The following is a 14,816-nucleotide window of genomic DNA, read 5'->3' on the forward strand; positions in this document are numbered from 1 at the left end:
TTTGAGGAAATCATCTATCGACTTCAATGCACAATAAATTAGTAGTATTCCTTTTTGGGATTATTTTTTCATATCAAGTACACGGGCAAAATAAATTTACAATTAGTGGCCAAATTACCGATGGCAGTAATGGAGAGGACCTTCCTTTTGCTACTGTTACGGTAAAAGAACAGGCTTCTACTGGGGCAACAGCCAATACTTATGGGTATTATTCTTTAAGCTTGCCCGAAGGAGATTACACCATTATTTATCAGTATATCGGTTATGACAAAATCGAAAAACCCATTACACTCAATAAAAACATTACGATCTCTTTAGAACTTCAGCCTACTGCTAAAAACTTAGATGAAGTGGTAATTACTGCAGAACCCGACGATCAAAATGTAACGAGTAATGTAGGTAGTGTCACAAAATTAGATGCACAAGAAATTAAAGCCTTGCCTACATTTGGAGGGGAAGTGGATATCATAAAAGTGATGCAAACACAACCCGGTGTGAAAACCTCTGGAGAAGGTAACTCGGGTTTCTATGTAAGAGGAGGTGGCCTCGATCAAAACTTGGTACTACTTGATGAAGCACCTGTCTACAATCCTTCTCACTTACTTGGTTTTTTCTCTGTTTTCAATGGGGACGTTATCAAAGGAGCAAGTTTATATAAAGGTGGAATGATGCCGGAATATGGAGGGAGAACTTCCTCTGTTTTAGACATCAGAATGAAGGAAGGAAACACAAAAGGATACAATGTGCAAGGTGGAATAGGTACCATCGCTTCACGACTTACGGTAGAAGGACCAATCGTAAAAGACAAAGGTTCTTTCATGATTTCCGGACGTAGAACTTACGCCGATTTATTCTTAGGCTTATCAAGTGATGAGAGCCTGAGTAAGTCTAACCTCTACTTTTACGATCTCAACTTAAAAGCCAATTACAAAATATCGGAGAAAGACAGAATATTCATTTCCGGTTATTTTGGTGATGATAAATTTGGCTTCGACAATACGATGGGTATCAATTACGGTAACCGAACAGGTACTGTACGTTGGAATCACGTATTTAATAGCAAACTATTCTCTAATACCTCTTTGATTTATAGTAACTACAATTATGAGTTTGCTTTTGGTAGCGGAGACGAAAAAAGAGCGTTAGAATCAGTCATCGAAGACTTTAACTTCAAACAAGATTTCACTTTTTTTGCTTCATCGAAACATACACTGAAGTTTGGTGTAAATGCTATTCATCATAAAATAGAGCCGGGAAATTTAACTGGTGGGGCTAATTCTGGAGTGAACTCAAGTAATGCTCCCGATAAATATGGAATCGAAGGGGCGATCTATATCCAAGATGAGTTTAAAATTACGGATCGATTTAGTGTGAATTACGGTATCCGATACTCTTTATTCCAAGGTTTAGGCAATGGAACAGAGTATGAGTTTAACGATAAGGGAGAAGTGATTGGTGCCAAAGAATACAGCGATGGAGAGTTGATGCAGTACTATGGTGGTTGGGAACCGAGGTTGTCGGCCAATTATTTGATCAACTCGGTAAGCTCAGTAAAATTGGGGTATAATAAGAATTATCAATACCTGCATATGTTGACGAACTCCACTTCATCATCACCTACCGATACTTGGATTATGAGTTCGAATAACGTAAAACCTCAGGAAGCTGAACAGATTTCATTGGGATACTTCAGAAATCTAAAAGACAACATGTTCGAGACCTCAGTAGAAGTATACTATAAGGATATGAACAATGTGATTGACTATAAAACAGGAGCAAATGTATTCTTAAACGAATATGTAGAAGGCGATTTGGTGTATGGAGTCGGCAGGGCTTATGGTGCAGAGTTCATGATTAAAAAGAATAAAGGTCGCTTTACCGGTTGGCTAGGTTATACACTTTCTCGTTCCGAACAAAAATTTGACGAGATTAATCAAGGACAGTGGTTTGCAGCAAGACAGGACCGAATTCACGACATCAATTTAGTGGCTATTTATCAATTGTCGCCAAAAGTGACTTTATCAGGTAACTTCATTTATTACACTGGCGATGCCATCACTTTCCCTTCTGGAAGATACGAAGTGGATGGAAAAGTAGTGCCTTATTACACAGAAAGAAATGGTTACCGAATGCCGGATTACCATCGATTGGATTTAGCAGTAACATGGATCAGAAAGAAGACCGATAAATTCGAATCGAGTTGGAACTTCTCTCTATACAATGCTTACGGAAGGGAAAACGCCTATACCATCGACTTCCGACCAAGCGAAGAAGATCCATCAAAAACGGAAGCGGTGCAAACCTCATTATTTAAGTGGGTACCCTCGGTAACATATAACTTTAAATTCTAGAATCAATACCATGAAAGCGATAAAAATAGTATTCACATTAATTGTTTTAGCATTCATCGTTACTGCCTGTGAGAAAGTAATTGATGTTGATTTAAATGATGCTGAACCTCGAATAGTAATAGAAGCTGTGATTTGGGAAGGTGAACACGATATGGTAGTAAAAGTTTCCAAAACCGCCCCATATTTTGATAATTCACCCTCCGAAAAGATAAGTAATGCAAGCATCAAATTAAAGTATGATGATACCACACAAGATGTCCCCAATACAGGGGAAGGAGAGTATCGTTTTGCTATAAATGCTAAAGCAGGAACAACCTATAATTTAGAAGTAATGGTAGAAGGTGAGACCTATACTGCCTCAACTTCTATGTTAGATAAGATAGCCATAGATAGTGCTTATTCTGTATATGAAGAAGGATTTGGCCCTATTGAAGCCGGATATAAAGTGTATTTGAAATACCAAGATCCAGCCAATGTTCCTAATTACTATCGTTTGATGTACGACCTTAATGGACAATTTCAAAATGAACCGGGTGACTTAAGAGTGTACAACGATACCAGAAACGATGGCCTTGAAGTTGAATTAGGATTACTCACAAAATCTTTCGAAGTAGGAGATACCCTAGATCTTACTTTTATTCATTTCGATGAACCTTCATACGATTACTTTAGCACCCTTGGTGATATTATTGGTGGAGGAGGTCCTGGTCCAAGTGGAGGATCTGCAGCACCTGGAAACCCATTATCGAATTGGTCGAATAATGCATTGGGGTATTTTTCGGCATATAATTATGATACTGCAAAGGTGGTGGTGATAGAATAAATAAAAAGATGATCTTTTCTTTATATGAAAACCTACTATCCATATTCTTGAGCTAATTGTCCATTTCTTCTTCTAAATAAGTGCCGACATTTGTTTCATCAAAAAATTAAATATTAAAATTATGGCACTTATAGGAAATTCACTGGTAAATAGTTTGGACACACTAACATTGCAAAAGAGCTGATGAAACTCTATGCAATAGAACAACAAAATATTTATGCTTATAAACATGCACTTCAACTGATGGGAGGAAAAACCGAGTTATTAATCGGTGACAGAATTGAAGGTTTGATTAAAGTAAGTCAGTCTCATTCAGATATTTTGTTGAAAAGAATTATAGTTCTTGGAGGGAAACTTCCAAATACACCATCAGGGTTAGAGAAGCTAATAACAATAGAATTAGAAAATATCAATGATCCTAATAATTTGAATAAGCTGACAGATAATCTTTTAAATCGTTTTAGAGAGATTATTCCTTTGATTTCTAAAACTATAAATCTTTTGAAAGATACAGATCTACTTTCTTTTTCAGCTTTAATACCAATTTTAGATTTTTATGTAACTCACGAAGATGAATTAGAAGCTTTTTCTGAGTAATTATTAAATAAGTTTTTACTAATCCTACTCCGTAATGGAGTAGGTAAACTCTAAAATTATGAATTTAAGCTCAAAACTAGGAGGTCTAGTACTTATTGTTGTTGGTCTACTTAACATATTTAGAATATTTCCAATTTTATTTACGGAAGGTGTTACTTTAGATCAAATACCACCTCATACACTAGAAGATACCATATTTATAGCTCAGACGAATGCATATTTAGTTTCGCATATAATGGCATTGTTAGCAACACCGTTATTTATTTTTGGAATCACTTTATTTAATAAAAATAACCTCAATATTAAAAGAGATACTACTAAATATATAGGTTTGTTTGCTCTAATAGGATTAACTATTGGTCAATTATTTTACTCTTTAGGATTAATTATAGATGGTTTTACATTGCCTACTTTTATAAATGATTTTGTTCAAAACAAGGAAAATGACAGTATGAAAGCTGTGATTATGGGCGTACATCAAATAGCTATGGGATTTGCTGGAATAGGATTCTTTACTCTCCTTTTATCAACTGGTATTTTTGGCTTTGTACTATATAGGATTAAGTGGAACAGATTTATTTCAGCATCAATGATTTTTCTTGGGTTTTCAGCAACAATAGGTTATTTCATCGGTTTCCTAGACCCAATGATAGGAGGGAATTTTGAATTTACCTATGGAGCACTGACATTTATGTATTTGTTATATCTTAGTATGGGGGTGTATCAAATGAAAAGAGATAATCAAGAAAAAGTTGTATAGTATTTTTATGAATATATAGGTCAATTTACGAGTGTTTTTTTATCTTTTTTCTTAGATTTAAGAATCAAAAAGCTCCTATAAACATGACCTCATTCAGCAAAAATGAAACCTAGGTATCTATTAATCTCAATTCTCATCATTATACATTTTAGTTGTGTTGATGATAAAATTGAGGAAACTAAAATAGCGATCATAAATCAAGATTTAGAACATCTCAAAGAATTAGATTCCTCTATTTATAAAATCCTTAAGAAGGACTTATCAAAAGAAGAAGATTCAATATTTAATATATACAGAGGGGAAAGGCAAAATGTTGATAATGAATTACTTCACCTTTTAATGGAAAAGCAATCTGAAGAAAGATTAAAAAACGAGTTAAAACAATTAGAAGAAGCATCAAAACTTTTAGAAAGATAAATTATGAACATCTCATTCAATCAACAAATCTCCCTAAATGACTATAAAGGATTTAGAAAAAGCTATGTGATAAAAAGCTTAAAACAGGCTTCATATATGATTATAATCCCTTTTATAATCTTTTTGCTTTATGTTTTTACCTATAAATGGAACGTACTTCAAAACCTATTCATCTCATTAAATGATCTTAAGTTTTACAGAAGTTTGTTTTTTAATTTTGAGTTCGTAATCATACTCTTCTTCACTTCTTATTTAATTAAATATTTCATTGATAATTCATTTTCATGGACAAAGGATTATAATAATGATGACCTTTATGGTGAAAAATCGACCATAACTATAAATAAAGATTTCTTGATTGTAACAGGTCAGGAAGTTTCAAGAAAGATAAAATGGGAGAAAATTGATTCTGTAGAAGAATTTTAAGGTTGGTTCATTTTATTTAAAGATAAAAAATTGTTGTTTCTTATATTAAAAAGTGATTTTGATTCCACTGATGATTTAATGAGTTTCAAACAGTTTTTGAAAAATGATCATCAAATAAAAAAAGTTCGAGTGGGAGATTAAAAAAGACCTAACATAAAAGTGATGTAGATATCTAATATTATGCTAAAAAATAAAAATTGAATCAGCCTCCTCTCTCAAAATCTATTTGTCACTCTTTTTAAATTTCTGGGATAACAATATACAAAACAGTATCTATTTATTAAATTTGAGATCTTCAATTTTAAAAACTGATTTTCTATAAGAGACAATGAAAAAACTGACTTACTATACTTTACTTTTTCTACTGATGTCATGTACCTCTTCAAAGACACTAACGAAATCACAATATGTCGAGCAGAATGGTTTTCATCTTAGAACTGTTTCTACCGATCCAACATATGGAAGAACAGAAAAAAATCCGATTAAAGTAGGAGGAGTTGATGTGAAAGAAGGACCATCGAACGAACGATTGTACCTTGATGCTTTAGCAGGCCCAAGAGGCGAAACAGTTAGTTATTACAGAGCGGGCAGCTGCTGTGCATTCGAAAGTGAAAATGGTTTTATGGGCATGGGAATGCTTGATCATTATAGAGTAACTTGGAAAGGAACTACCGATACTTTATCACTTTATCTAAATATGTATGATGGTGGAGAGTTGGAAGCACCTGTTGGTTTTACTATTCGTAAATCGTCTGATCAAAAGTAAAATATGCGGTATTTATTAATTTGCTTATTATTCTCTTTCATCAGCTGTTCAAAGTCAAAAGAAAACACCACAAACTCAGAAGGTCAAAGAACAAATAGTAATTTAAATCAATCGTCTTCATTTGTCTTTGCAGATAAGTCTTTTGGTCAGTTTTATCAGAAATTTATATCCTCACCAAGCTTTCAACTATCTAGAACTCAATTTCCTTTAGAAGGAAGTTATAATAGTTATGATGGTGAAAAAACTTGGACAAGAAAAGAGTGGCCACAGATGACATGGAACCTTGAAGATCATCAAGGAAATTCTCAGGATAGTGTTTCTATCATTCAGAATCATGAAAAATTCTTTTATGGCTTATATTGTTTGGATTGTGGTTTTTCTTTCGAAATGCAATTCGATAAGATTGATGGTGATTGGTTTCTTACTTATCGACAGGAAAATAATTTTTAAATAAAAGATTGATAAGGGTTTATCAATCTTTTATTCGTATATTTATAATAAGCAATTACCCAAAAAACGAAATAAAAAGATATCATTGCGAAATATTCTCTATACCCATACATACCCAAACTATTTAAAAAATGAGAGTTTATATAATTATGCTACTACTCGTGCTGTGTACGAATGTTCTCACTTATGCCCAAGACGAATACATCCTATCAGGTACAGTCATTGATAAAAATGAAGTAGGTTTATTAGGCGCTAAAATCAACATTAAAGGGGATAACGATTTCCCTATTATCACCAATCAGAAAGGTGAGTTCAAAATGTTAGTAAAAGGAACCGAAACTTTGGAAGTAAGTTATCTTGAAGGTGAGAAGAAATACATAGAAATCGCACGTCAAAAAACAATTGAAATATTGATTCGTGAGGAGGCGGTTGTTTTACAAATTGAAGATTTAAATATCGATGATAATATAGAATGATCAACCAATAAATATTTGCCTCTAACACTCTGTAATTTCTTTTATACCCAATACCTCTTTAGCATATTACATTGTTTAAAAATTGTGATAAATCTAATGAGGCTTCTTAGGTTATGATGATCTAGAGTATTTTATACTTTGATAAGAAGTTGGATATTTACTAGTCATTATAAAACCTAATTATACTCTGATGGAAAAAGAAATACTGAACAAATGTCTTCAATACGGTGCAACCAAAGCAGCTATAGTTTCTGTGGATAAGATCACATTCGACGAAAAACTAAGAGCTTATTGCGAAGTAGATAAATGTGGACATTTCGGGAAAAACTATGCTTGTCCACCTTTAGTGGGTAATGTAAATGAAGTGATTGCAGAGGCAAAAAGCTATAAAAAAGCATTGGTGTATCAAACGATTAGTGACTTGGAACACTCTTTGGATAGAAAGGGTATGCTGAATGGCATGAGGTACCACGACAAGGTAGCGAATAAAATAAATAAAGAAATAGAACAACACTTTGATAAACATCTAGACTTAAGAGCTGGTCCATGTACAGTATGTAAAGAATGTACAGCGGTAATAAATGAGGCATGTAAACACCCCGAGAAAAAAAGAGCTTCTTTAGAAGCCTACAGTATTAATGTGTCTTTATTGGCCAAAGAGTGTAATATGGATTACGAATACAACGAAAGGCTGGTCACTTATTTTGGAGCGTTTTTGTTGAATTAGTTATTTATAAGTAACCAAAGGTGAAATCAATTTGTATATTTCTTTAAATTTTAGGCTATTACGTACCTGAAGTCTATTGATCATCAAAAAAGAGAAAAGAATTGAAAGATTAGGGAACGTACAAAATTAATTCTCTAGCTAAATTGCATCATCATTAATAGTGAAACTTTTATTGATTTACATAAATCATAATTTTTTAAAGAAGTCGAAAGGTATAGCAAACATTAGATTAATGTGAGTTATAGTTTTAGTGCTTCTGATAAACAAACATCAATCGAGAAAGTATGAAAGTCTTGAAATTATTAAGTATTGCCTTCACCGCCTTGCTTATAGCAAGTTGTGGTAATACTTCTAAAGTTAACGACCAAAGTGTTGTTGTCAATAATTCGGCTAAAGCAATTAAATTTAGACAGTTATTAGAAAAATCTCCTTCCATAATAGAAGACAAAGAGGGTACAGTTATCTCTTCTGATAAGTATAGTTTAGAGAAAAATTGGGAGGGGAATATCTGTAAAACAGTTTTAACCAATACTAGTAAAGAAGATATTCACCCAAAAGATGTAATGCTTTTTTATGTTGAAAAGCATGGAATTAATTCAGATTCTCCCATCTATGGAGAAGGTTTCCAAATGTTGCATCAAAACGGAGGGACATTAGGTCAACCTCAAAATATTGGTTCTCATTCTGATGTGAAACATTATAGAATTAAACAATTAAAAGGACTTCAGACGGCCTACGGTTTATTAAACATAAATGTAGATGGTACGGAGAACTTTATGTTGGGTTTTACCTCATGTAATAAATTTATTGGGGAGTTGGCCTACGATAAAGATCAACTGATTGTTGGGTTTGATACTGAAGGGTTATCACTTGCACCGGGAGAAAGCTGGACATTCGAAGACTTTATTTTTATTGATGGGGAAAACCAAGGCGATCTTTACGATAGAATGTCAGTTGAAATTACTAAAAATCACCCATCATTAAAGAGCAAAAAAATGCCTATCGGATGGTGTTCATGGTACTGTTATAGAGAGGACATTACAGACGATATTATGACAAAGAACCTGGATATTTTCTCTAAGAAAGTTCCAGAATTAAAATACATTCAGTTAGACGATGGTTACCAACCGTTTATGGGTGATTGGTTAGATCCAAATCCAAAATATGGTGATGTGAGAAAAACAATCGATGGTATTGCAGACAAAGGGTATATGCCTGCGATTTGGGTGGCTCCTTTTATTGCACAAAAGGAATCGAGAGTTTTCCAAGAACATCCTGAGTGGTTTGTGAAAAATGAGGAAGGTAAGCCATTGACTTCTAACACTGTTACTTTTGGAGGTTGGAGAGAAGGACCTTGGTATTGTATGGACGGTACACACCCTGAAGTTCAAGAACATTTAAAGAATATCTTCAAGACGATGCGTGAAGAATGGGGAATTAATTACTTCAAATTGGATGCAAACTTTTGGGGAGCTATTCATGGCGGACAGTTCCACGATAAATCCGCTACTCGTATCGAAGCTTACAGAAGAGGAATGCAAGCTATTGTAGATGCATGTGATGAAAACACAGTAATTTTGGGTTGTAATGCACCAATTTGGCCTTCTTTTGGTCTGGTTTCAGCACAACGTACCAGTGGTGATATAAATAGAAGTTGGAAAGCATTTAGTAGCCTTGCACAAGAAAATTTAAGTAGAGCATGGCAAAACGAAATGATTTGGGATGTAGATCCTGATTGTATCGTTCAGGCTCCAGATAGTCCATTCGGTAAAGATCCATCTGTATTATCAGAAGATGAGTGGATGTTCCATCTTACATCTATACATGCAACTGGTGGATTGGCTTTAAGTGGTGATAAAGCAAAGTTACTTACAGATAACAACTTAAAAGACTTAAAGAAGTTGCTTCAACCAACAGGCAAAGGAGCAAAATTTAAAAATACAAAGTTAGAAATTGGTGTGACCGATTTAGGTGACAAACAATTCTATTACATCTTCAACTGGTCGGATCAGCCAAAAGATTTTGATGTAGAATTAGTAAAAAATGGTTCATTATCAGATTACTGGACAGAAGAAAAATTAGAAACGGTTGAGGGAAAATATTCAATCAAACAATTGCCTGCGCATTCAGCAAAACTGTTAGTAGTAAATGCCAATGAAAAGGTAATGTAAAAGAATTATTTCAGTTATGTATTATAGCGAGTAACAAGACTACTTAGCAATTTATTAGAAAAGAAAAGTTGCAAAAACCTGGGGTATTACTCTAGGTTTTTTTGTTGTTTACAATTGAAAAAAATAAATTGCCCTTTTCTATCACCTTTTCATTTATTTGCTTTTAAATCACAAAACTAGACGTTAAACGTCTATATGTAAGAATTGTTCTAACAAAAGTTATATCACAATCAAACAAACTTAACAATAAGAAATACTTTTATAATGATGAATTTGATTCAACTAATTGATAACGAATAATTACTTATAAAAGAAACCTACTTATAAAAGTATGAAATATTTTATTACATTTTTTCTACTGTTAACTACAGTATTTTTACCGTTATCCTATGCTCAAAATCCACAAGAGCTATGGGGCAATTTTGATCCGGATGCCGGAGATTTTAATGAAGAAATTATATATGAACACACAGATGCCAACGGGATCTATGAGAAGCATACATATATTAGTGCTTACTTTAAAGGGAAAGAAATCCGTGTCTATTGTGAGTTTAAAAAGAAGGCAGATGCTACCAATGCTCCTGCACTTTTAGATGTTCATGGTTGGATGGCTAGACCAAGACCTAATCAGGAATTTGTAGAAGATGGTTGGGCAGTATTAGCACATGATTATTGTGGGAAAACAGAAGAAAATAATTCCTCAGACCTAAGAGCAAACTATACTAAATATCCAGAAGGATTAGAATATGGAAATATGAATCCGGATTATGGATATGAAAATCGCAAATCGAAATACAAGGACTCTGGCGAACAAATTTCTGACCCTACAGAAACTGATGATTATCTATGGTATGTGTTACAAAGAAGAGCGTTAAGTTATTTATTGGCACAAGATGGAGTTGATAATACTAGAGTGGGTGCACAAGGATATTCTTATGGAGGAACCATTATGTGGAACCTTGCAATGGACGAGAGAATCGATGCAATGGTGGCTTATTTTGGTGTAGGTTTCTTAGAATATTACAGAACCAAACAAGTGTGGATGTATAATAATCCATATAATGAACCAGCAAAAACATCTGGTGAAGAGATGTATTTAGAAAGTATTGCTCCTCAGGCGCACGCCCCATACATAAAGGCAGCTTCTTTATGGCTAAACGGTTCTAACGATCATCATGGAGGCCACGAAAGAGGAGAAACTATGTTTGATAATTTTCAAGCAGATGTGCCTTGGAACTTTGCAATTCAACCAAAAGCATTTCATGCCACAGATAAATTAGGTGATGATGCCAAAATATGGTTAGAGAAACATGTTTTAGGTGTAGATCATTATTTTCCAGCAAGACCTACTTCATCGATTACTTTAGATGCGGAAGGAGTTCCTTTCTATTCAGTATCGCCAGCTCAACCGGAAAATGTAACTGCTGTAGAAGTTTGGTATGCATTAAAAAATCCAAACAACAACACAAGAACTTGGATTGAAGCTCCTTCAACTAAAGATGGTAATAATTGGACGGCCTCACTTCCTGTAAGCAATATTGATGATTATGTTTTCGGTTTTTCAAAAATTGATTATGATAACAATACCGTTATTTCAGGTGATTTTGAAGCTGAAATCCCATCAAATTTAGGTGATGCTAAAGCGACATTAGAGCCAGAAGCTCCAGACCCAACGGATTGGGAAAATGCAGGTGGAGCTATCGAAGTGCCAGGTGGAGTTGAAGCTTTCTATCCAGTAGAAAATAAACCTATTTCGAACGATATCTTTAAAGAGCCATTTTATAAAGCACCTCAAGGTGCATCATTTAAAATCAGATATTACGGTACTCAACCACAAAAGCTATTTGTGAGAGTAAACGAAAAATATGTTTTCAACTTCGAAACAGGTGCGCATAACACTGATGTTCAAGAGATCAATATTCCAGCATCTGCTTTAAGAAATAGTAATGATGCCAACGATATCATGGGAGAATGGTCTGTAGCTGATTTAATTGAAGTGGGTCCAGAAGATGGACAAGAAATTACTAAAGTGGCTTTTGTAGCATTAGAGTGGGGAGAGGAAGATGTGATGCCGAATCAAGTAGTGTACCAATTTGATGGAACCGAAGATAGAATACTTGCCCAAAATCATAATATCACAACAGAAGTGATAGCTAATCCTTCTTCTGAAGGGATGCCTGATCAAGATCAGGTTACAAAAGTGACAAGACAAAATACGGAAGAAGCATCTATTATTTTACCATTGGGAGGTGAAATACAAATAGGTAGCAATAATGAGGTAAGTCTATATCTTTATCAAGAAGAAGGTGCAGTGCCAACATCAAACGACTTGACATTGACTTTAAGAAACAACACTACCGGAGTTCATATTTCTCAAACTTTACCTATTTCTACTCATGGACAATGGGGGGAATATGTATTTGATTTTGATGGTGAGTTGAATAGCGATGGGTCTGCAGTTTATAATAGAATTTATTCTGAAATGACCTTATCATTTGGTACTAACTCGGAGAATATTGAAGGTGTTGTCTATTATGTATCAAATATTTATGGTCCAGAAGTAAGCTTTGAAGGAACAAATACTCGATTAAAAGAACTAAGAGTAAATAATATTAAGCTGGCCGATTTTGATCCTTCAATTCTTCGATATACCATCGATTTACCATATGGTTCTTTGGAAGTACCTACGATAACTGCAGCCGTAGAAGATCCTGAAGCTACTTATGAAATTATGGAGGCAGGGAATGTTTACAAGGAAACTGTGGTAAGAGTAACGGCTAAAAATGGCTATACACAAAGAGATTATAGAATTCGTTTTAATGCACCTGGACGTAAAATATTTGATGCCAATAATAAACATGCCGTAGATTTTCAGTGGCGTTTGGTGAGATCAGATACTGCCACAGTAGAGAATCCTGTTCCTGATCATGTTGTAGGTGAAGGAGTGAAGGTATTGAAAGTGACACGTAACCAAAATGCAGATGCTACAGTAGAATTCATTTTTAAAGATGGTTCTTGGTTAGCTGGTGAAGATAAGTTGTTCAGAATTCAAGTACTTCAGAAATCTGGTCAGGAAGACTACCCTGCTGGAAATAGAATTGGATTCTATGCAGGATGGGAAAAGACAGACGGTTTTGATCGAGGTACATTCCAGAATATCGAAGTACAAGATCAATGGATAGAATATACTTTCGATCTCAACGATAATAACGTAGAAGTGGGTAATGACTTTAGGAAGGTGCTCGTTTATTTTGGTAATGGAAGTACTTTGCCAGGAACAGAATATTATTTAGCACTTGTCGAAGGTCCGTCAATAAGTTATAATTATGATGCAAACTTAAAATCAATTCATGTCGATGGTGAATTATTAACGACTTTCCATCCGGATGAATTAAGTTATACCATCGAACTTCCTTATGGAACAACAGGTCAACTTCCGACCATAGAGGGAACAGCAAACAGTATGTTATCTACTGTAGAAGTATCAACCATTGCAGATTATACTGAGGAACAAACTATTACTGTAACTGCAGAAAATGGTACTCAAAAAGTATATTCGATAAATTATGTCGAGACAGCGTTAAGCACCAATGCACTATTATCTGATTTAATCGTCGATGGTGCTACAATAGATGGATTCGATCCTAATAAAGAAGATTATGCTATAGAATTGCCTTATGGGTCAAACATTTCTGATTTACCAGAAATTATTGCATTAACTCAAGATGAATATGCCACTGTCGACATTCAAAATGCAACAACTCTTCCAGGGGAAGCGACAATAACTGTTACGGCACAAGATACCAATGTAACCAAAGTGTACAAGATCAGCTTTACAGTGAGTAAGAATACGGATGCTACACTTAAATCATTGGGCTACAATAGTATGCAGATTGAAAACTTTAATCCTTCTAATTATACTTATTCAGTGGAATTCCCCTATGATTTTGAAGGGGTTCCAACTATTGAAGCCGCACTTTCTGATGAAAATGCCATGATGACGATTACAAATATCACAGAAATCCCAGGAACAGCTACTGTAAAAGTTGTTGCAGAAGATGCAAAAACTACATTGACCTATTCGGTACAATTTAGTTTAGGTGATATACCCATTAGCGATGATGCGTCTTTAAGTTCTCTAAAATATAACGGAACTTCCATAGAGAATTTTACTTCTGATCAATTTTCATATACAGTTGCCTTACCTTTGGAATATGAAGGATTACCCCTATTAGAAGCAGTAGCATCAGACGAAAAAGCAGTTGTAAAAATTACAGATGTAACGACACTACCAGCAGTAGCATTGGTTGAAATAATGGCAGAAGATGGAGTTACTGAATTAGTATATATGGTGGCCTTCTCTAAAGAAGATGCCCCACTATCTATTGGCGATAACCCTACGAATATTAAAGTGTTCAAATCTACATCAAATACTATAACGGTAACTTCTGATGAGTTATTGAATGGAAAAACTTTATTGGCTTTTGACCTAAGTGGTAGGATAATATTAAAGCAATCACTGAAAGATAAGCGTCAAGACTTTAACATCACTAACAATGGGTTAATGATTATTCATATCATAGATAATAAAGAGGCTTTGATATTTAAATTATTCTAAATATCTACCTTCAAGTGATTATAAAAAGAGTTTTTAATAGTCTAATAAGAAATTAACATAGTTAGAAACATCTTAGTACATTAAAGAGTACCTAATTTAGGTACTCTTTTTTCTTTGCTTAAAAATGACAAATAAAACCAAAATTCTTTACTGATATATCCAAAAACGTATTTGTTTATCTCAAATAAGAACGATACAAGTATTGTAAGATTTAGGCCAAGTTTTCTGTTAGAT

General features: G+C 34.2%; 12 protein-coding genes. All 12 read left to right on the plus strand.

Going from position 1 to position 14,816, the window contains the following annotated elements:
- Positions 1-26: 26 nt before the first annotated feature.
- The 12 genes from KMW28_RS24105 (at position 27) to KMW28_RS24160 (ending at position 14,582) form a co-directional block, all read left to right on the plus strand.
- Positions 27-2,351 carry a TonB-dependent receptor gene (locus KMW28_RS24105; protein WP_169661843.1) on the plus strand — a complete coding sequence of 775 codons (2,325 nt, stop codon included), beginning with the start codon at positions 27-29 and terminating at the stop codon, positions 2,349-2,351.
- A gap of 10 nt (positions 2,352-2,361) precedes the next feature.
- The gene (locus KMW28_RS24110) at positions 2,362-3,174 is read left to right on the plus strand and encodes a DUF4249 domain-containing protein (protein ID WP_169661842.1); all 813 of its coding nucleotides are present in this window, start codon (positions 2,362-2,364) and stop codon (positions 3,172-3,174) included.
- Positions 3,175-3,357: 183 nt separating this feature from the next.
- Positions 3,358-3,771: a hypothetical protein gene (locus KMW28_RS24115; protein ID WP_169661841.1), complete on the plus strand. Its 414-nt coding sequence runs from the start codon at positions 3,358-3,360 to the stop codon at positions 3,769-3,771.
- A gap of 58 nt (positions 3,772-3,829) precedes the next feature.
- On the plus strand, positions 3,830-4,531 hold the full coding sequence (locus KMW28_RS24120; protein ID WP_169661840.1) for a hypothetical protein: 702 nt from the start codon (positions 3,830-3,832) through the stop codon (positions 4,529-4,531).
- A 102-nt stretch (positions 4,532-4,633) separates the two neighbouring features.
- Entirely contained in the window at positions 4,634-4,948 is a 315-nt protein-coding gene (locus KMW28_RS24125; RefSeq protein ID WP_169661839.1) for a hypothetical protein, read from the plus strand.
- A 3-nt stretch (positions 4,949-4,951) separates the two neighbouring features.
- On the plus strand, positions 4,952-5,374 hold the full coding sequence (locus tag KMW28_RS24130) for a hypothetical protein (protein WP_169661838.1): 423 nt from the start codon (positions 4,952-4,954) through the stop codon (positions 5,372-5,374).
- A 328-nt stretch (positions 5,375-5,702) separates the two neighbouring features.
- Positions 5,703-6,140, plus strand: coding sequence for a 2-dehydro-3-deoxyphosphooctonate aldolase (locus KMW28_RS24135; RefSeq protein WP_169661837.1), 438 nt, complete (start codon positions 5,703-5,705; stop codon positions 6,138-6,140).
- Positions 6,141-6,143: 3 nt separating this feature from the next.
- A complete protein-coding gene (locus tag KMW28_RS24140) occupies positions 6,144-6,590 on the plus strand; it encodes a hypothetical protein (RefSeq protein ID WP_169661836.1) in 447 nt (148 codons plus the stop codon).
- Between the two features lie 131 nt (positions 6,591-6,721).
- Positions 6,722-7,066, plus strand: coding sequence for a carboxypeptidase-like regulatory domain-containing protein (locus KMW28_RS24145; RefSeq protein ID WP_169661835.1), 345 nt, complete (start codon positions 6,722-6,724; stop codon positions 7,064-7,066).
- 190 nt (positions 7,067-7,256) lie between these two features.
- Positions 7,257-7,793, plus strand: coding sequence for a DUF2284 domain-containing protein (locus KMW28_RS24150; RefSeq protein WP_169661834.1), 537 nt, complete (start codon positions 7,257-7,259; stop codon positions 7,791-7,793).
- Positions 7,794-8,077: 284 nt separating this feature from the next.
- Positions 8,078-9,964 carry a glycoside hydrolase family 36 protein gene (locus KMW28_RS24155; RefSeq protein ID WP_169661833.1) on the plus strand — a complete coding sequence of 629 codons (1,887 nt, stop codon included), beginning with the start codon at positions 8,078-8,080 and terminating at the stop codon, positions 9,962-9,964.
- Positions 9,965-10,295: 331 nt separating this feature from the next.
- The gene (locus KMW28_RS24160) at positions 10,296-14,582 is read left to right on the plus strand and encodes a prolyl oligopeptidase family serine peptidase (RefSeq protein WP_169661832.1); all 4,287 of its coding nucleotides are present in this window, start codon (positions 10,296-10,298) and stop codon (positions 14,580-14,582) included.
- Positions 14,583-14,816 lie beyond the last annotated feature (234 nt).

The organism is Flammeovirga yaeyamensis, assembly GCF_018736045.1.
Lineage (GTDB): Bacteria > Bacteroidota > Bacteroidia > Cytophagales > Flammeovirgaceae > Flammeovirga > Flammeovirga yaeyamensis.